Source organism: Sphingobacterium paramultivorum, from assembly GCF_014109745.1.
In the GTDB taxonomy this organism is placed as follows: Bacteria; Bacteroidota; Bacteroidia; order Sphingobacteriales; family Sphingobacteriaceae; genus Sphingobacterium; species Sphingobacterium paramultivorum.
This window is the reverse complement of record NZ_CP058555.1, coordinates 6,220,509-6,240,208: the sequence shown is the minus strand read 5'-3', so window position 1 is coordinate 6,240,208 and position 19,700 is coordinate 6,220,509. Positions and strand designations below refer to the sequence as shown.

Here is a 19,700-nt window from a genome sequence, read left to right as displayed (position 1 = left end):
AAAGCCTGATTCATTGCATGAATCGGGCTTTTTTACTAAAATTTAAAGCGGGTATTCCTCCTCGAGAATAGCAAATTCATAATTGTCGCTCCAACCATCTTCTAAAGGCAAAATTTTCCGTCTGCGGGCCTCTTTGACCATGCCGACTTTCTCCATTACTTTCGCGGAAGCGATATTTTCAACAGCACAACCGCCCTCAATTCTATGAAAATTAAGTTCCTTGAAACCAAATGTCAGGATTCGGTTCAATGCCTCTGTTGCATAGCCCTTATTCCACATTGTCGGAACAAGCTTAAACCATACTTCTGCATTTCGATAGCGTAGCTTGACAACACTGATATTAATTAGACCAATAAACTCCTTTCCTTCTAGAGTTTCTATATAAAAGGTATAATCCTTTCGGACATCGGATTCATGTATTTGCGCTGACCAAGCTTCCACCATTTGCGCCGTATGGGCTATTCCATCCGGAAATCCACTCGGATTAAATAATGCAGATTCAGGGTACATTAATAGGGAATGGATATTTTCCAAATCTATTTTCTCTACGGATCTGAGCTTGAGCCGTTCTGTTTTAATTTCCATTTTTAAAATTACACAAATGGCTTAATTTTCTGCTGCCATTTGACACTAATAACTAAAACATTCCCAGCTGTGTGCCTGCATCGGGTAAGCGAAAAAGATCCCTTCTCAAGGATGGAAGCATCCCATTATTCATATATTTCTTGACGGAAAGCTTGAATAAATGCTGTAAGCTCTCGGCCATATGGCCATCCCCTTTTATCCTCCGTCCAAAATCGGTATCGTTAATTTTTCCACCATGGCAGGCTTCAATCCAATGTAATACCTTTTCAGCACGGTCAGGATAGTTCTGATAGAGCCAATCCTTAAAGATACCACCGATCTGTCCATTGAGCCTTACGATGGTATAAGAGGCCGTAACTGCTCCCGCATCTGCTCCCGAACGAATCAAATCTGAAATCTCATCACTATTGATCCCCGGAACGATGGGCGCCATCATCAGCATGACGGGTACACCTATCCCTGCCAATCCCTCGATCAGTTTCAACCGGGCCGATGCCGTTGCAGTACGTGGTTCCATTTTCTGACGTACCTCCTCGCGCAACGAATTGATGGTTACTGCAACGGAAACCAGATTGCGTGCTGCAAGCTCACGCAAAAGATCAAAATCCCGCCGCATCAGTACATTTTTGCTGATGATAGAGACCGGATGCTGGTATTTGACCATCAATTCTAAAAGCGAACGTGTGATACCCAGCTTCCGTTCAATAGGTTGGTAACAGTCTGTATTGCCGGAAAGCATAATCAAATCGGGCTGATAGTTCGATTTTCTAAACTCCTGTTCGAGAAGCTGAGCGGCATTATGTTTTACCAGGATCTTACGCTCAAAATCCAATCCTGCACTAAAACCCCAATACTCATGCGAATTGCGTGCATAACAGTAAATACACCCATGTTCACAGCCCTGATAGGGGTTAATGGATCTTTCAAAACGGAGATCCGGACTATTTGACTTAGAAATAATGGATTTTGGATGAGTCGGAATAAATTGTGTTTTTTCGGTCCCCAAAAACTCCTCATCCAGCCCTTCAACATGCTCCTGCACGTATTGGTTAGAAAAAAATTTATTATTGGGATTGATCTGTGCCCCCCTGCCCTTAAAATATTCTGACGAATTCATAAGTTAAAATTACTAAAATTATTAGTAAAAACAAATTAAGATTTCTCAATTTTCACAAAGGCGGAAAGCGAATATCTTCTAGTTTGAGGCTCAAATAAATCGCATTTTAAACCAAATAAAAATCCCTATACTTTTGTTACAGTATAGGGATTAAAATTCTTATGCTAGATCTCAGTCCAACTTCTTCTTATTTCATTAAGAAACCACCACCAAGTAGATCATTGCCTTCATAAAAAACGGCCGATTGTCCAGGAGCAATACCTTTCACATTGTGTACAAAATCAATGCGCACTTTATCGCCTTCTTGGGAGATGGTCGACAAAGCACCAGAATCTTTATAACGTACCTTTGAAATTGCTTCCATCGGTTGATCCAGTCCTGCATATTTCACAAAGTTCACATTGCGAACATAGGCATGTGACTTTTCAAGTTCGTGTTCTTCACCCAATACCACCGTATTACTTTCTGGAAGGATTTCGATCACAAACATCGGTTTACCCAAGGCAATACCTAAGCCTTTACGTTGACCGATGGTGAAATAAGGGTAGCCAATATGTTTACCGACGACGGTACCATCGGAAAGGATAAAATTACCCGGACCAATTTGTTGATCCAATGTTGGCACCTTATGTCTCAAAAACGCACGGTAGTCGTTGTCAGGAACGAAACAGATTTCATAACTTTCTGACTTATTGGCCAATTCTTTTTGCCCCATATCCAAAGCCATCTGACGAATTTCCTTTTTCGTGAAAGATCCTAAAGGAAACTGGGTCCGAGCAAGGTTTTCTTGTGACACGCCCCATAGAACGTAAGATTGATCTTTGTTTTCATCCTTACCTTTTGATATCACATAGCGACCATTGTCGTGCATACGGATATTGGCATAGTGCCCGGTAGCGATAAATTCACAGTCCAATTTGTCAGCACGTTTCATTAAAGCCTCCCACTTGATGTGGGTATTACACAATACGCATGGATTAGGCGTGCGCCCAGCAATATATTCTTCTACAAAATTATCAATCACAAAATCTCCAAACTCATCACGTATATCTAATATATAATGAGGGAAACCATAGTTTACGGCTAATGTACGAGCGTCATTGATACTATCAAGGCTACAACATCCGGTCTCTTTCGACGAACCACCTGCGGATGCATAATCCCATGTCTTCATCGTGATACCGATAACTTCATATCCTTGTTCGTGGAGCATGACAGAAGCAACGGAGCTATCTACCCCTCCACTCATTGCAACTAAAACTCTTCCTCTTTTACTCATCTCTAATTATTGAAATGCAAAGATACAGCTTATTCCTTTTCTTATATGTTAGTTTCTTGTAATTTTATCTCGATCAAAATCAACACGTTCGAAAAAAGTACGAAAATAATCTGCATAAAAGTTTTAGAATTCAAATTATCGGACTATATTTGCATCGCAATAGGGGAACAAACCCATAGCAAAAAAGCGGTGCCATAGCTCAGCTGGTAGAGCAAAGGACTGAAAATCCTTGTGTCCCTGGTTCGAACCCAGGTGGCACCACGCTTCAATCTGATGATCACAGATTTAAATAAAAGGTCAACTGGTGCCATAGCTCAGCTGGTAGAGCAAAGGACTGAAAATCCTTGTGTCCCTGGTTCGAACCCAGGTGGCACCACAAAAAAAGCTTGTTCATTGAACGGGCTTTTTTTGTTTTATCCCCATATTATATAGCAACTTTCTTGTTCTATACAGCCTATCGTGTTTATAGTCACAGCTGCCGCGCTATCCAAACTCCAATGTTTACCTTTAATCAGCTCGTCGGAAAGTGTCAAAAAAAACGATTATGGATTTTGGAAATGAACCGGAGTTGTCACTTTAAAAACCACACAAGTTTAATTTCCAAAATCCAATCGCTGTTCTGCTACGATTCAGCAATAATAGAGCGATCCAGATGCACATATCCGCCATCTACATGAATCAACTGACCTGTCGTATGGCTTGATTTGCTCGATAAAAGAAATACAGTTGTATCGGCGATTTCTTCTGCTGTCGTCATGCGATGCTCCAATGGAATGCGATCCGTAATTTTCTTCAAGGTCTCCTCCGGATTTGATAAGGTTTGAATCCAGGTATCGTATTGCGGAGTGGCACATTCTGCCACAATAATGGCATTTACACGAATCGAGGAAGGTAACAATTCTACAGCCCACTCGCGTGTAAGCGCATTACGTCCACCATTGGATGCCGCATAAGCCGAGGTATTCCCCTGTCCTGTTTCGCCAGTTTTGGACGAGATATTCACAATACTACCCTTAGAAGCTTTCAATGCATCCAAAGCGTGATGTGCCATCAGATAGTAATGAATTAAGTTCTTGTGCAGAGAAGCAACAAATTTTTCATAATTACCTGATGCTAATCCGACACCATCATTTTGTCCGGCATTATTCACCAAACCATCGATACGGCCATATACTTCCAATGTCTTTTGGACTGCTCGTTCACAATCTTCGGGTCTAGATAACTCTGCTTCAATACAGAGTGCATCCACACCAAATTGCTTGATTTCTTCCTTGACTTTTTCATTATCCGCCTGTTTACGACCAACAATGACCGGAATAGCCTGTTCTTTAGCTAACGCATGAACTACGGCCCGCCCGATTCCTTTTGCTCCGCCGGTAACAATAACAACTTTATCTCTTAAATGAAGATCCATAATACTTTTATTGAATGGTTTGTTTCATTGATTGTGCTTAACATTAGCAACAATGAACTCGTTCTCTGGTTATTGATTAATTTATATTGACGTTATTAAGCCGATTATCCTGCTTCATGGCCAATAAAAAACTTCAGCATGTTATTTTTCCCTTTCATAACATGCTGAAGTTTTTCCTCTTAAAGATTATACACGCGTATAGCGTTCTCTGCCCAAAATGCATTCTTCTCTGCAGCTGTAAATTGCCCTAATTTATCTTCAACTATTGCAATACTTTCTTCGTAGGATGCCGCCAGCAGACATACCGGCCAATCTGACCCATACATAATGCGCTCATTTCCAAAACGTGCAAAGATATGCTCCAGATATTGTTTAAAATCATCAAGCTTCCATCCCTCCCAATCGGCCTCTGTTGCAAGTCCAGAAACTTTACATACGACATTCGGAAAAGCAGATAGCGCATCGATAAACGTGGCCCACTCATCAAATGCTTTCGACTTGATTGGCGGTTTGGCAATATGATCCAACACAAATTGTAGATTTGGATTTTGCTGCACACAATCCAGCGTTGCTGCATAATGACGTGGACGGATGAGCAGATCATAAGTATAACCATAATCTGCCAATGCCTTCAGTCCATTTAGTACGGCAGGGCGGATAAGAAAATCAGGATCCGCTTCTCCTTCAACAATGTGACGAAATCCTTTGATGACCGTATCTGATTGATAGCCATCCAGCTGTTGTCGAATATCTGCTGCTTGAAGATCAATCCAGCCCACAACGCCTTTAATAAAAGGATAATCATTAGCCAGCTGAACCAAATAAGCAGTCTCTTCTTTGGATTGATCTGCCTGAACAGCAACACTCCCTCCGAATCCATTTCGTTCAAGCACAAACTGAATATCTAAAGGGCTGAAATCACGTCTTATGACCTGCATTTCTTCGGTAATCCAACTATCTCTAATTGGGTCGAATTTCCAGAAATGCTGATGGGTATCTATACGCATAATGAAAAGAAAACCTGATGAGCAATTAATTTTTTGAATACGCTACAACAGTCTGACGGGACTCCCCAAGACCATCTGCTCCTAACTCGATAACATCGCCAGGTTTCAAGTAAATCGGTGGATTAAATCCTAACCCAACACCTGCAGGTGTACCTGTCGAAATAACGTCGCCAGGCAACAAGGTCATAAATTTAGACACATACGATACCACATGTGCTACCGAGAAGATCAAATCCTTGGTATTGCCATCCTGATAGGTTTTTCCGTTTACCTTTAACCATAGACGCACATTGTTGATATCTTTGATTTCTTCTTTTGTAGCCATGAAAGGTCCCATTGGCGCAAAAGTATCACATCCTTTTCCTTTATCCCAAGTACCGCCACGTTCCAACTGATACTCACGTTCGGAAACATCATTGTGCAACACATATCCAACCACATAATCTAAGGCCTCATGCTCTTCTACATAAGAGGCTTTTTTACCGATCACGATACAGAACTCCACTTCCCAATCTGTTTTTACAGAATCTTTAGGAATCATCACATTATCGTATGGACCTACCAACGAAGTGGTCGATTTCATAAAGATGATCGGTTCAGCAGGAATAGGTGCATTGGTTTCCTTTGCATGGTCTAAATAGTTCAATCCAATACAAACAATTTTGGATGGACGGGCAAAAGGTGCTCCGATACGCTCGTCTTGAGGAACTTCAATCAACTTACCTTCATTTGCCTTCACAAATTCTTCTAAACGAGCTACACCATCCTCAGCAAAGAATTGCTCATTGTAATCACCACCAAATGCGCTTACATCGTAATTTACGCCATCGATCTGAACACCGATTTTCTCTTTGCCTTGAGCTCCAAAACGTATTAATTTCATTTTTATAGTATTGAGATAATAGATATTTTATTTTTAGCTTTTTAATTGTTCAATTTAATAAAACCACCATCAATTGGATAGTCATTTCCAGTGATAAAGCCCGCGTCGTCACTACACAGGAAAAGTGCTAATTTGGCAATTTCCTCCGGTTGTGCCATGCGGCCTATTGGCTGACTTGCTGATAATTTTTCAAACATTTCTTCCTCTTTTCCAGGATAGTTTTTTGCGATAAATCCATCCACAAATGGCGTATGTACACGCGCAGGCGAAATGCTATTGCAACGAATGCCGTATGCCATGTAATCCCTTGCAACAGACATTGACATCGCGTAAATAGCACCTTTGCTCATCGAATAAGCAAAACGATCCGTGATACCAACCCATGCAGCGATGGATGCTAGATTAAGGATTGCTCCAGAACCCTGCGCTTTCATCATCGGCACGATCGCATGCAATGCATTATAAGCTCCCTTAACATTCACATTAAAAACACGCTCAAAATCTTCTGATTGACAATTTTCCAAATTACCAACATGAGCAATACCTGCATTATTTACTAAAATATCAATTTTTCCGATATTTTGTGCTATAGCAGTAATTTCTTGCTGGTCAGCTACATTACAACGATTAAACGCAACCTGACCACCCAAAGCCAAGATCTCATCAACCACAGCATTACCACCGTCTTCATTCAAATCCAGAATATGAACTTTTGCTCCTTCTGCAGCAAATTGCAGACTGATCGCACGGCCTATCCCACTACCACCACCGGTAATTACAGCTACTTTTTGTTCTAATTTTCCCATTGTTATTTAATTGTTAATGTCAATACCAAATCTGCTTCATCTGTCGATGTTGGCAAATCCACGCGTAGACTATTGTTCTTATGACTAAACTTAATCTCTTTCTTTCCGATAAATGTGCTTACTTTTTTCACTTGATAAGGCAGGTTATTGATCAACAATTCCTTCTTATCGGTTTTAAACACATGTAGATACACCTGGTTTCCTTTTTTCGTCAACGCATAATCGTCTGTTGGCGACACCGCTCCCCCCTCTGTGCCATAGATTGTTTCACCATACACCGATAGCCATTTTCCAAGTTCTTTCAAACGCTCCTGTTGATAGTCCTGAATCTCGCCGTTCGGCATCGGACCTACATTGAGCAATAAATTGGAACCATGACCAGCTGCCTTGACCAGGTATTTCAGTACTTCCTGAAATGATTTACGTGTCCGATCTTTCAGCTCAAATCCCCACGATCCAGCAATTGTTCCACATACTTCCTTCGGTAATTTCCCGACATCATGTGCATTCGTACCGAACCCAGTGGTATTCTCCCCAGGCAAATCACGTTCGAACATCTGAAAATCTTCACCTTCAAATGGTGCCAAATGGTGATTGTTACCCACCAAACATTGTGGCTGTAACTTATGAATCAATTCATAGATTTCTTTGAAATGCCAATCTTCATTGGGCTTGTCCCAATGACCATCGAACCAAATCCCATCGATGTTGCCATAATTGCTCAACAGCTCCGTTAATTGGCTTTTCATAAACTGGACATAATGACTCCAATCCCCTTTTGTTGAATCGCGGCCCGCAATGCCGCCGCCCGTTTTACCAACAGGCAGATAATCATCCCGGTGCCAATCTAAAAGTGAATAGTAGAACATCACTTTTATCCCTTCAGCATGGCAAGCTTCCACCAACTCTTTCACAATATCGCGTTTGAAGGGCGATTTCTTCACCACATTATAGTCCGAAATCTGGCTATCCCACATCGAAAATCCATCATGATGTCTGGTGGTAAAGGTGATATACTTTGCTCCGGCCTGTTTAAATAACTTCGCCCATTCTTTCGCATTGAAGGAAATTGGATTGAAAAATTTAGGCAGCAATGCATATTCATCCAAACTGATATTTTGGTTGTTCATGACCCATTCACCATCTCCCAGCACACTATATACCCCCCAATGGATAAAAACTCCAAACCGAGATTGTTCGAACCATTCCCTATTTTTTAAATTTTCGGGACTCGGTTGATAATGTTGCTGGCTATAGCTCGCGGATACAGATCCCATCAGCAAGGCCAAACCACAGATTACATGTTTAAGTTTCATATGTAAATAATTAGTTGTCATGGATTTTCAATAAACTCATTATACTCAACTACAATGAAACACCTCTACGCCAAGGGATGAAATCGTCTTGACCCAACAACACCGCTTTTGGTTTCACTTCACCAGAAGCAACTTCTATCACATAATCCAAAATACGATGTGCAGCCTCCTCAATAGTCTCTGTACCTTCGATAATGGTACCACAGTTCAGATCCAGAATATCGGGCATTTTCTCAAAAGTTTTGGTATTTGTTGAAAGTTTCACAACCGGTGTAATCGGGTTACCCGTGGGTGTACCTAGGCCAGTCGTAAACAAGACGATATTGGCACCAGCTGCCACCTCTGCAGTTGTACTTTCCACATCATTACCTGGAGTACATAATAAGTTTAACCCCGGACCGTTGGCCAATTCAGGATAATCAATCACTGCTGCAACAGGTGAGGTTCCTCCTTTTTTGGCTGCTCCTGCAGACTTAATCGCGTCAGTAATTAAGCCATCACGAATATTTCCCGGAGAAGGATTCATATAGAAACCCGAGCCATCAGCCTCGGCTTTTGCATTATAAGTACGCATCAGCGACATAAAACGCTCCGCAGTTGATTCATCAATACAACGATCACTCAACTCCTGTTCAACGCCACATAATTCAGGGAACTCCGCCAAAATCACCGATCCGCCTAAAGTCACCAAAATATCCGACACAAAACCGAGTGCTGGATTGGCAGAGATACCCGAGAATCCGTCCGAGCCACCACATTCCAGTCCAATACACAATTTGTCCAATGTGGCTGGTTTGCGCTCATTTTTATCAGCTTGCATCATCCCCGCAAAAGTTGCCTTAATAGCCTTTTGCATAAGTTCCTTTTCAGTTCCTTCTTTCTGCTGTTCGAAAATATACAGCGGGCGATCAAAACCCGGGCTTCGCTTTTCAATTTCCGCCTTCAGAATAGAAGCCTGCGCATGCTGGCATCCTAAACTCAACACCGTTGCCCCCGCAACATTCGGATGGGTAATATAGCCAGCCAAAAGACCACATAAAGCATCCGAATCCATACGTGTTCCACCGCATCCCATCTCATGATTCAAAAACTTGATTCCATCGACATTTTTGAATAGGCGTTCCTGCTCACTGGAAGTCGAATTAGCAAGTAGATCCTGACTAAGGATCGCATTTACATCAGCACCGGACTTATATAAGCCAATGAGATCGTCAACTTCAGAGATGTAATTATTCGCTTTTACTTTATAGCCGAGCTTTTCCTCAAAAGCAGCCTTCAAGGTCAATACATTTCTGTTTTCGCAAAAAACCAATGGAATAACCAACCAGTAATTGGCCGTTCCAACAGTCCCATTTGAACGGTGGAATCCATTGAACGTTTTATCTCTAAATGCAGCAACATCAGGTTTTGTCCAAGCTGTCTTACGGTTGCCCATTCTAAAATCTTCCGACGCATGGCGCAAGTTTTCGGTGGTAATGAGTTCCCCTTCAGCTAAGGGAATATTCAATTTCCCAACCAGAACACCATACATCAATATCTCCGTATCTTGTTCCATTGGCTGGATCGTGAATTTATGTTTGGCAGCAACAGCTTGCTTTAATGTAAATTCCTTACCTTCAAAAACAATCGTTGTTCCCTCAGCCAAGTCCTGTAATGCAACAAGGACATTATCCATTGGATGGATCTGTAAATAGCGCTGTATAGCCATAATTATACTAATTCAAATATTTTTGTCATCATTACCCATTTCTCTCCTGGATTTGCCCCCGGAATAGCCGCCTGATATTTCCACATCAGCTGTTCCCATTCCTGAACTTTTTCATTGGCAGCATCCATAGCTGATTTTTTCTCAAATGAAAAATCCTCACCTACCTCCATGTTCATAAACAATCTATTTTCAAAACGATAGATCTCCATCTGCAGAATACCTGCATCCAGAATCGAGCGTTTTATTTCCGGCCACACTTCACGGTGGTAATCCTCATATTCCTTGATCAATTGTGGATCGTCCACAAGATCCAATGCCATGACATATCTTTTCATTACTAACTAATTAATGTGATTTAAGATTTTCCGTTTCCGCAATACTGACATTTCTATTTTGGAAAGCAAACAACAAGACAACAATAAAACAAACCAATGGTACAAAATAGCCATATTGGAAATGTCCCGTTTTATCGGAGATAAAACCCAATATTGGAGGCAATAAAGCACCACCAACAATAGACATGACGATCAAACTAGAAGCAGATTTGGTATCGGCACCGATACCTTGTACACCAAATGCGAATATCGTCGGAAACATAATGGACATAAAAAATGCAATGCCAATCAGCGCATATAGGGTCTGAATACCTGATCCGAAGATGACAAATAGGGATAGAAAGATCGCTATAGCGGAATAGATGATCAGGAGCTTGGATGCTGACACAAAACGCATAAAAAATGTACCGATAAACCGGCCCAACATAAAAGCCAATCCAGCGAACCCAGCATAATCGGCACCATCCTTACCTGATATACCGGCAGCTTCTGTTGCATATAATACGAGGAAGCTTAAAATACAAACTTGCGCTCCCACATAGAAAAATTGAGCCACCACTGCCCAACGCACATTTTTATGACGCAATGCATGGAAAAAACCGGCTCTACCTTCTTCCTCAGCATCTTTGATATCAGGTAATCTAGTAAAGAAAAACAAAGCAGCAATCAATAAAATCAATATCCCTAGTACCACATAAGGCAATTTCACAGCAGCTGTTTCCGACTGAATATATGCCATTTTTGCCTGTTCAGCCATTTGCGCCAGTTCTTCCTGTGATTTGGGTTCATGGGATAAAATAAATTTTCCCCCAAAAATCGGAGCAACAAAGGCCGCTAACCCATTAAAGGACTGCGCAAAATTAAGTCGTTGTGCCGACGAAGCTGGATCTCCCAAAATCGCGACATACGGATTTGCTGCAGTTTCCAGAATGGTAAGACCACAGGCTACAACGAACAAAGCCCCCAAAAAGAAAACATAACTTATCGTATTGGCCGCAGGTACAAAAAGGAAACAGCCAATGGCAAAAAAGATCAATCCGATCAAAATACCGGCTTTATAGCCGTATCTTTTCATAATAATTCCAGCAGGAATCGCCATCACAAAATAAGCGATAAATACAGCCGAATCGACTAAGGAAGCCTGGAAATGGGATAAACTAAACGCATTCCTCAAATGCGGAATTAAGATTGGATCGAGGTTATGAATAAATCCCCAAAAAAAGAACAAGGATGTCACCAAAATCAAGGCAAATGCGTAACTCTTTTTATTCGTCATATTTTTCAAATGGTTATAAGTAGTTATTTAATGTAAAATAAGCTTAAAAATGCTAGACAATATTCAAGTATATTATCAAATTATTAAGCTATATTACCATAGCTAAACTGAATTATGTAACTTTACTGCATATATTTCATAATTATGAAAGCACAGCTGCTTCATTTAAATAGCAATCTTGAGCATTCGTTCAACGCGAGAAGAGACAATACGCCCCAATACCATAATCTTTGGCATTACCATGAAGAACTGGAATTAATTTATTTTGCCAAAGGCTCAGGCACCCAATTTATTGGCGATAGCGTCCGGCGCTTTGAATCAGGCGATATTACCCTTGTTGGTTCAAACCTGCCTCACTATTGGTTATTTGACGAAATTTATCTTCAAGAGGAAGAAGCAGAAAGTGCAGATATTCGTGTTCTTCATTTTAAGGAAAACTTTTGGGGAAATGATTTCATTAATTTACCTGAAAATAAATCCATCAAAGATCTTATACGTTTATCCAAAAGAGGCATTTCATTATTGGAGAGCAGCCGACTAAAAACTGTGCAATTAATTGACGCTATCTTGGCAGCAACAGGTACCACACGTATTATTCATTTATTAGAAATCTTAGAATTTATTTCGGCCGAAGAACAACATGACCTGTTAACGAGCCCCACTTTTACCATCCAGCTGCAAGATCAGGACGCCAACCGTATGCAGATTGCCATGCAATATATCGGTGAAAATTATCGCGACCAGATACGACTTCAGGAACTTGCTTCCCTAACGGGAATGACCCCCAATTCGTTCTGCCGTTATTTCAAATCACAAATCGGAAAAACACTCTTTCAGTTTCTGATCGAAATGCGTGTGAAGACAGCCTGCAATTTATTAATAGAAAACAAACAGACGGTGAAGCAGATCTGCTTTGAATCAGGTTTTCAAAACTTTTCGAGCTTCCATAAATACTTCAAAAATGTAACTGGCACTACACCGCTCAGCTTTCAGCGATCAAAAACTTAAGACGATTTTACCCAATAAGCTTGAATCTTCCATCAATCGATGGGCTTCAGCAGCTTCCGCAAAAGGAAGCACACGGTATAAAGTAGGTTTGAAATCGCCAGCGCTAAGCTTCGGCCATACTTGAGACCAGATATCATCCCGTAGCACTTGCTTAAATTCACGGTCTCTCGCCCGCAGTGTACTTCCCGTTAAAACAATCCGTTTCTGCATTAATTTGAGCAAGTTTAACTCGACTCTTGCGCTTTCCATCGCATTAATGTAAACCAACCGGCCATCAGGGTTCAATAGGTTTATATTTTTCTCAAAATATGATCCGCCAATACTGTCTAAAATAACATCAACACCCAAAGGCTTCAGCGCCTCCAGAAAATCCTCCGTTTTATAATTTATTGTTTTGCTGGCTCCCAATGATTTACAAAAGCTAGCCTTTTCAGATGAGCTGACTGTCGTATATACTACCGCACCAAACAAGGTCGCTAACTGAATGGCCGTACTGCCAATCCCACCAGCACCACCGTGCACCAAAAAATGATCGTCAGCCTGCAACTTTCCCCTTCGAAAGACATTGTCCCATACCGTAAAAACGGTCTCGGGCAGCGAAGCTGCCTCCGCAAAACCCAAATGGTCGGGAATAGGTAAACAATGTCCCTGATAGACTTTCACATAGGAAGCATAGCCCCCACCGGCAACAAGCGCACATACACGATCACCAATAGCCCAATCGACCACATCCTTCCCTTTAGCGACTACAATCCCTGCTATTTCCAATCCCGGTATTCGCGCATCCACACCGGCTGGTGCCGGATAGTTGCCTTTACGCTGAAAGACATCAGGTCTATTCACTCCTGCAGCCTTTACTTCCACCAAAACTTCAAGTTCACCGATCTGCGGCATCTCCACATCGTGGACTTCCAAAACTTCCGGTCCACCCGGTTCAGTAATAATAACGGCCTTCATCATGATTTTTTTGGGTATTTCTGTAATCTTATATTGAGCGAAAGCATAAAATAACGAGCCAAACGATTGTTCCGAACATCTAAAATATCATTTCCCACCACGGCACGTGAAATACCAGTATTCTGATTCATCAGATCGAATCCCTGAAATCTCAACATACCCAAGTTATTCCTTCCAAAAGTATATTCCATATACGCATTGATTATCGTCGGATTAATATTGTTCCATGAGCTCGAATAACCCGCATTAAATTTTTGAGAAAGCTCAAGGCCCATGGTAAAATGTTTCCCTAAATAAGCTTTAGATCCCAAACCAACAATCCCGGAATGCGCCGTGATATTATCTTGTACAGGCCAGTCAAATGTCGCCCTGTTTAAAGAATAGTTTCCATTTAATTCGGCTTCAAAGATATCACTCCAGGTATAGCGGAATTGAAGAGCCTGTGTAAACAAAAAGTGCCCGCCAAAGCTCTTTTTATCATTGACATAGGAAATATTGTTGTAATAATCTGCATTACCATTCAAGCTCATCTGCAAATTATCCGACAATAAAGAAGCTGTAAACAAATAATAGCTCTTAATATCATAATAACCTTCTGTATTGCGATAAGTCGTTTTCTGTATCGTTGAATTGGGTTCAATTGTCCGGTTTGCTACAATCTTGTCATTTACCAAGTTAAAAGCCAGACTGGCTTCTAAATATTGCCCCCTTCGTGTAATGGACTTCCGATACTTTGAAACAATACTATGTGCAAATTCGGATTTCAAATCCTTATTTCCGATCACAATATTTTGTGTGTTGGTATTATCCACCACAGGCTGTATCTGATAGAAGCTAGGCTGGTTATTACGTCCATAATAGTCCATGGAAAGATCCTCTTCTTTGGTAAACTTCCATTTCAATCCAGCAGAAGGTACGAGGTTAACATTTGAATAGGAGGTTTTTATCAGTTTGTCCGTTGAGCTTCCCGTTAATTCGGAAGGCTGAACAGCAAAACCGAAGTTCACTTTCACTTTTTCGCTTAAATCTTGCCGATAAATCATGCCAACTTTATTGCTAGCAAAGGAATAGTCGTACTTCAAACTAAGGGAGTCTACCAGTATGGGGCCGTTGTTAAAATTATTGTTATTATCAAACGTGGAGCGGCGAGCATCAATCTTGGTATAGTCGAAATCGTAATTGATCTCCAAGGTACCACCTAAATCAACAGGCTCCACCAACGACAACCGACTTTGGATATTTTTATTCTCATTGCTGGAACGGACCATTTGATTCAGATAAGTCTCTGTTATTTTTGGCACGTTCGTGCTGCTGTCAATCGCTCTATTAAAATCGCGCACTTCCTCATCTTTATCCAGGGAATTAAAATCCGTATGCAATGTATAAAGTACTTTCCGCCCCGGTTTAGTAAAACTTCGCACGTAAAAAAGATCTAAAGCCGCTGCAGGACTTTCTGTACTATTGGCCGCACCATAGTTTCCCGTACTACTCAACCGATTATTTTGGATCCTTCTATCTTTTAACGTATTGCTGGTCGAATTGGTCCAAGATAGTTTGGGCGATATTTTAAGCTGATCTTTGGGCGACAGCTTCATATCAAAATCCCAGTCCATTTTATGTATACGATCGATTGATTTTATCTTGTAGTCTTCATAATTACTAATCAAATTATTCGCTGCTTTGCCGTATCCATATATCGATTGCAATAAGGAATTTCCCTGGATATAATTATTGCGCTGCGTAAAGGAATACTTACCGCTTGCTGTTACCGTTTTAGAAAGCGGACTAGAGAAACTCCCCCCGACAGATCCGATTTTATTGACCCCATCCGTTGGATCCGCAAAGTCGGCTAGCTCGCCCATTTCCCGTTCCCGCTCCCCTCCATTGGGAGAGCCGAAAGAAAAGAGATTGGTATTCGTATTATTCACCGATGCGATAACAGAGTACTCTTTACCGTCATTGAAACGATTCAGTCCAGCACTTCCCAAATAACGATCTACCGAACCACCGCCAAGCGTGGCTTGACCAAAAGTAATTTTCTTCTTATCATCTTTGAGCACGATATTCAGGACTTTTTCGGATTCAGTACTTTTAATTCCTTTTGCCGTCGCCTCATCACCATAAAAATCAATAACCTGTACACTTTTCACAAAATCTGCAGGAAGATTACGTGTAGCGGTGAGCACATCGCCACCAAAAAATTTTTTTCCATCCACCTTAACAGAGGATATGGGTTTACCGAAGGCATAGACAGAACCATCACGGGACACCTGTATATTGGGCAATGCTTTAAGAGCCTCTTCTAAGAGTGCCCGACGATCAAATTGAAAAGCATCCAGGTTAAATTGAACAGTATCCTGCTTATATACTATGGGTTTATATTTTAGTACAACAACTTCTTTTAAAAGAGACACATGGGGAAACATGGTCAATTTTCCAACATCCAATTTAGCTGTCGTGCTATTGTACAAGGGATAACTGCGCTCCAATATACTTAAGCCCAGCTGGCTACAGCTAATACGAATATCATTACCGAGTACACGACTAAAATGAAAATAACCTGTTGCCGAAGTGGATGAGAACAAGGTATCGCGAGAACTCGTCAGATGAACACTGACGCCATTTAAGGGTCTTCCTGCAGTATCTACAACAATTCCATAAACTTCTTTTTTTGACACCTGCCCTAAAGCGCTTTTGGGTAAAAAAAACAAGTTCGTTATAGCTAAAAAAAGTACTAACCGGATAATATTCCCGCCCCTTAGTTCCATCAAATAGACTTTGCAATAATACAATTCAATATAAGAATTCTTAAGCTATTAACGTAAAAAGTTGTGATTTTGTATATAAAAAAACGAGCTGTTTTCTCAACAGCTCGTTTTTTACACTATTTTTTACAATTTATTATTCACCCGCAAAGGCAACCTTAACGAGGTGTTTATCAATTTCCCAACGACCAGTACCGTCTTCACCAATCACATCGAACAACTCAAGGATACGTCTTGCAACAAACTCCTCTTCTACTTGCTCTTCCAAGAACCATTGTACAAAATTAAAAGTAACATAATCCTTCGCTTTAGCACATTTATCGGCGATGTTGTTGAACTGTTCAGTAACAAACATCTCTTGTTCCAATGTTTGTTCAAAAACGCCACGGAACGATTCAAAATCTTGCGGGATACCTGTAACTTCCGGAGAAATTGCACGACCACCGCGGTTGTTGATATAATTGAAAAGCTTCAACATGTGCTCGCGCTCTTCGTTGGATTGTTTCGCAAAAAATTCTGAAGCATTTTCCAAACCTTGATCATCACACCATGAAGACATTGCCAAATATAACGCTGAAGAATGAGCTTCAACTTTAATCTGTGCATTCAATATATTTTCGATCTCTTCTTTCAAAGAAGATTTTAATTTCAATAAATCTTTCATATTTACCTTAAGTTTAATTTCTAAAACATCAACAGGTGAAACACATTATCACCTGATTACATTACAAAGATACAGTAGATCTTCAAAATCTGTATCAAGAATATGCAATACAAATTCAGTCTAAATTAGACATGGAAACCGCAACTTGTTTAGAATCAATACAATTACAAATACGTAATATTGATACTTTCAATAAGCGATAAATTAAAACAATAAGTGGCTTAAAGGCCTAAAAATCATTGAATGTCAATAAAACCAGAGGACGGCCTCATTGACACTTATTTAAATTAAAATTAAATAAGGTCTTTCCAAACAAAAAGCGGTGTACACCATAGATGTACACCGCTCTTTCAATTCGTTTATATGTATAGCCTTATGCAAAAACTGCAAATGGCGAAACCTGCAAACAAGTTCTGACGACGCTATTCAATTCCATCATAAATTTAGCGCCATCTAACAATTCGCGCAACTGAAGTACTTCCTCTACAGCTAAGATGAAACATCTTTCCGTACGGAAAGGCATGATGATTTCAAAATCCGATGAACGTGTTGTATCGTGAAGCATGTGCTCAACATCAATCCCATCGATACGTTTCTTAAACTTCAAAAAATCCGATACCGAGAAAGAGGTGGTTTCATTATTATATTCCAACCAGAAACAATTTTTGCGGCTACATTGATAGACTGTACCTGCTGTGGTTGAAAAAACTTCCTCAACATTTGCTAACGGACAAACCAATTCTGACATTTCTATTTCCCTTATCATTTAAATCGATCAAAAATAAATATTATTTATAATCAATCCAAGTAAAACAGAAGATTATTTTGATTTAATATAAATAAGCCTTTCAGCGAGTCGTGCGAAATGAATTTATCATGATTGGCAGACACCATTAGCGCTGAAAACCCACCGAAGTTTCCTTTTGGTCAATAACAAGAGCCAGTTACAAAAAAAGGAGGTCAGTTGCTACTGACCTCCTATATTTACATCTATATTTTAATAGTTATTAATCGTATTCTTCTTCCTCTTCTTCCTCGATAGCAAGAACTTCATTACGACCATTGACAACTGTATTTTTCGTCTTTGTTTTATGTTTGTTAATCTGCCTACGCAAGGATTCTACAGCAATATCTGTCGCCTCCTCAAAACTCTTCGCTTGTCCCTTCGCAAAAAGCTGGCTTCCGGGGATATTCAATTTAATTTCTGAAATTTTATTTGCCTCATCATCGACATTTTCCAATCGCAGGTAGCATTCGCCACCAATGATGGAATCCAAAAACTGCTCCAATTTTCCTGTTTTCTTTTTGATAAACTCGATTAGCTTTTGATCAGCATTAAATCGAATGGATTGCACAGTAATGTTCATTTTTCCTCCTTTTTTTAAGCTTTTGGATGAGCTTGTTTATAAATTGACTTCAATCGTTCTGCTGAGTTATGCGTGTACACTTGTGTTGCCGCAAGCCCTGCATGCCCCAGCAGCTCTTTAATTGCATTTAAATCCGCCCCATTGTCCAACAGGGCCGTTGCGAAAGTATGCCTCAAAATATGAGGACTTCTCTTACCTTGAGTAGAAATCAGCGTCAATTGCCGATGTACAATATCATAGATCAGCTTGGCATATGCCGGCTTTCCTTCTTTCGTAACGATTAGTAAGCTGTTATTAGTATCAACAAATTGCGTCGCCTTTTGTTGCAAATAGTTTTTCAATTCTTTCAATAAAAGATTATTGATCGGAACCAAGCGTTCTTTGTTCCTTTTACCTAATATAAGAATATTTTTATTAAAAAAATCGATATCCTGTTCCTTAATTTTCAACAATTCGGCCAAGCGAATCCCGGTACCGAACAACAATTCCATAACCATATAATCGCGACAGGATTCAAATCCATCCTGCTCCTGTCCCATCTGATCCAATAAACGCACCAGCTTTTCCTTTTCAACGACTACAGGTAGTTTTTTAGCAGTTTTTAACGCTTTAATGAGCGTCATGGGATTTTTCGCGATACACTCTTCTCTTTGCAAAAATTTAAAATAAGTTCGCATTGAAGACATACTCCGGTTGACTGAACTTGCATTTTTTCCCGACTCTACCATTTGTGCGAAATAATGGCGTAAATCACGATATACGATATCCGGCACAGTCAGTCCCTCACGATCCAAAAAAGATTGGAACATCTCCAGCTCATGCTTATAGGCAATAACCGTATGTTCTGAATACCTTTTTTCAATCTGCAAAAACCGAATAAACTCCTTTTCCAACATATTTTCCCTCGCTATATAGCTTAAATTACAAACTTAAAAGCACAAAAAAAAGGGAAAAGCAATGCTTTTCCCTTTATATTTTAAAATTATCAGCGAATCAATTAGTTAGCTACATCTTGATTCAAAGATTGTTTGTAAATCGCTTTTTTCACTTGAATGCGACGAGTTACAGATCTCTTTTCGTAAGCTTGACGTGAACGTAACTCTCTTAAAACTCCAGTTTTCTCGAATTTCTTTTTGAAACGTTTCAATGCTCTATCTAAAGATTCTCCTTCTTTTACATTTACGATAATCATGCGTTATATATACCTCCTTTC

19 protein-coding genes and 2 tRNA genes are annotated in these 19,700 nt (G+C 40.2%); 3 read left to right on the top strand and 18 right to left on the bottom strand.

What is annotated here, in order from left to right; translation table 11 throughout:
• Positions 1 to 42: 42 nt before the first annotated feature.
• The 3 genes from HS960_RS25945 to mnmA all read right to left on the bottom strand — a co-directional run bounded on the left by HS960_RS25945 (position 43) and on the right by mnmA (position 2,981).
• Positions 43 to 585 carry a GNAT family N-acetyltransferase gene (locus HS960_RS25945; protein WP_182330839.1) on the bottom strand — a complete coding sequence of 181 codons (543 nt, stop codon included), beginning with the start codon at positions 583 to 585 and terminating at the stop codon, positions 43 to 45.
• A gap of 52 nt (positions 586 to 637) precedes the next feature.
• A complete protein-coding gene (locus HS960_RS25940) occupies positions 638 to 1,702 on the bottom strand; it encodes a PA0069 family radical SAM protein (RefSeq protein WP_182330838.1) in 1,065 nt (354 codons plus the stop codon).
• Between the two features lie 187 nt (positions 1,703 to 1,889).
• The gene (gene mnmA, locus HS960_RS25935) at positions 1,890 to 2,981 is read right to left on the bottom strand and encodes a tRNA 2-thiouridine(34) synthase MnmA (protein WP_046672147.1); all 1,092 of its coding nucleotides are present in this window, start codon (positions 2,979 to 2,981) and stop codon (positions 1,890 to 1,892) included.
• A gap of 188 nt (positions 2,982 to 3,169) precedes the next feature.
• On the opposite strand from mnmA, the gene HS960_RS25930 reads away from it, so the two are divergent.
• Together HS960_RS25930 and HS960_RS25925 are read left to right on the top strand one after the other, a co-directional pair.
• Positions 3,170 to 3,242: transfer RNA gene (locus tag HS960_RS25930), tRNA-Phe, on the top strand.
• A 42-nt stretch (positions 3,243 to 3,284) separates the two neighbouring features.
• Positions 3,285 to 3,357, top strand: a tRNA-Phe gene (locus tag HS960_RS25925).
• Positions 3,358 to 3,603: 246 nt separating this feature from the next.
• On the opposite strand, the gene HS960_RS25920 is transcribed toward HS960_RS25925, so the two are convergent.
• The 8 genes from HS960_RS25920 to fucP form a co-directional block, all read right to left on the bottom strand.
• Positions 3,604 to 4,395, bottom strand: coding sequence for an L-fucose dehydrogenase (locus tag HS960_RS25920; RefSeq protein ID WP_153845154.1), 792 nt, complete (start codon positions 4,393 to 4,395; stop codon positions 3,604 to 3,606).
• A 179-nt stretch (positions 4,396 to 4,574) separates the two neighbouring features.
• Positions 4,575 to 5,402 (bottom strand): amidohydrolase family protein, encoded by an 828-nt coding sequence (locus HS960_RS25915; protein ID WP_182330837.1) that lies wholly within the window; start codon positions 5,400 to 5,402, stop codon positions 4,575 to 4,577.
• Between the two features lie 25 nt (positions 5,403 to 5,427).
• Positions 5,428 to 6,285, bottom strand: a complete 858-nt coding sequence (locus tag HS960_RS25910; RefSeq protein ID WP_182330836.1) for a fumarylacetoacetate hydrolase family protein — start codon at positions 6,283 to 6,285, stop codon at positions 5,428 to 5,430.
• A 41-nt stretch (positions 6,286 to 6,326) separates the two neighbouring features.
• Positions 6,327 to 7,091: an SDR family NAD(P)-dependent oxidoreductase gene (locus HS960_RS25905; RefSeq protein ID WP_182330835.1), complete on the bottom strand. Its 765-nt coding sequence runs from the start codon at positions 7,089 to 7,091 to the stop codon at positions 6,327 to 6,329.
• Positions 7,092 to 7,093: 2 nt separating this feature from the next.
• Positions 7,094 to 8,407 (bottom strand): alpha-L-fucosidase, encoded by a 1,314-nt coding sequence (locus tag HS960_RS25900; protein WP_182330834.1) that lies wholly within the window; start codon positions 8,405 to 8,407, stop codon positions 7,094 to 7,096.
• 49 nt (positions 8,408 to 8,456) lie between these two features.
• The gene (locus HS960_RS25895) at positions 8,457 to 10,115 is read right to left on the bottom strand and encodes a UxaA family hydrolase (protein ID WP_182330833.1); all 1,659 of its coding nucleotides are present in this window, start codon (positions 10,113 to 10,115) and stop codon (positions 8,457 to 8,459) included.
• Between the two features lie 2 nt (positions 10,116 to 10,117).
• The gene (locus HS960_RS25890; protein ID WP_182330832.1) at positions 10,118 to 10,450 is read right to left on the bottom strand and encodes an L-rhamnose mutarotase; all 333 of its coding nucleotides are present in this window, start codon (positions 10,448 to 10,450) and stop codon (positions 10,118 to 10,120) included.
• Between the two features lie 10 nt (positions 10,451 to 10,460).
• Positions 10,461 to 11,726 (bottom strand): L-fucose:H+ symporter permease, encoded by a 1,266-nt coding sequence (gene fucP / locus HS960_RS25885; protein ID WP_182330831.1) that lies wholly within the window; start codon positions 11,724 to 11,726, stop codon positions 10,461 to 10,463.
• Between the two features lie 144 nt (positions 11,727 to 11,870).
• Between fucP and HS960_RS25880 the strand changes: the two genes are divergently transcribed.
• The gene (locus tag HS960_RS25880) at positions 11,871 to 12,734 is read left to right on the top strand and encodes an AraC family transcriptional regulator (RefSeq protein ID WP_182330830.1); all 864 of its coding nucleotides are present in this window, start codon (positions 11,871 to 11,873) and stop codon (positions 12,732 to 12,734) included.
• Here the strand turns inward: HS960_RS25880 and HS960_RS25875 are convergent.
• The 7 genes from HS960_RS25875 to rpsU all read right to left on the bottom strand — a co-directional run bounded on the left by HS960_RS25875 (position 12,723) and on the right by rpsU (position 19,679).
• Positions 12,723 to 13,694 (bottom strand): NAD(P)H-quinone oxidoreductase, encoded by a 972-nt coding sequence (locus HS960_RS25875; RefSeq protein WP_317167960.1) that lies wholly within the window; start codon positions 13,692 to 13,694, stop codon positions 12,723 to 12,725. The two genes, HS960_RS25880 and HS960_RS25875, sit on opposite strands and share 12 nt — an antisense overlap.
• Entirely contained in the window at positions 13,691 to 16,369 is a 2,679-nt protein-coding gene (locus HS960_RS25870; RefSeq protein WP_227550117.1) for a TonB-dependent receptor, read from the bottom strand. The genes HS960_RS25875 and HS960_RS25870 overlap by 4 nt, the downstream gene beginning before the upstream one ends.
• Positions 16,370 to 16,592: 223 nt before the next feature.
• On the bottom strand, positions 16,593 to 17,120 hold the full coding sequence (locus HS960_RS25865) for a ferritin (RefSeq protein WP_075993930.1): 528 nt from the start codon (positions 17,118 to 17,120) through the stop codon (positions 16,593 to 16,595).
• Between the two features lie 373 nt (positions 17,121 to 17,493).
• Positions 17,494 to 17,868, bottom strand: a complete 375-nt coding sequence (locus HS960_RS25860; RefSeq protein WP_182330829.1) for a DUF6686 family protein — start codon at positions 17,866 to 17,868, stop codon at positions 17,494 to 17,496.
• Positions 17,869 to 18,127: 259 nt separating this feature from the next.
• Positions 18,128 to 18,487 (bottom strand): ribosome hibernation-promoting factor, HPF/YfiA family, encoded by a 360-nt coding sequence (hpf, locus tag HS960_RS25855; protein ID WP_182330828.1) that lies wholly within the window; start codon positions 18,485 to 18,487, stop codon positions 18,128 to 18,130.
• Positions 18,488 to 18,501: 14 nt separating this feature from the next.
• A complete protein-coding gene (locus HS960_RS25850; RefSeq protein ID WP_075993932.1) occupies positions 18,502 to 19,383 on the bottom strand; it encodes a tyrosine-type recombinase/integrase in 882 nt (293 codons plus the stop codon).
• 101 nt (positions 19,384 to 19,484) lie between these two features.
• Positions 19,485 to 19,679 (bottom strand): 30S ribosomal protein S21, encoded by a 195-nt coding sequence (gene rpsU / locus HS960_RS25845; protein ID WP_046672133.1) that lies wholly within the window; start codon positions 19,677 to 19,679, stop codon positions 19,485 to 19,487.
• Between the last annotated feature and the right edge of the window lie 21 nt (positions 19,680 to 19,700).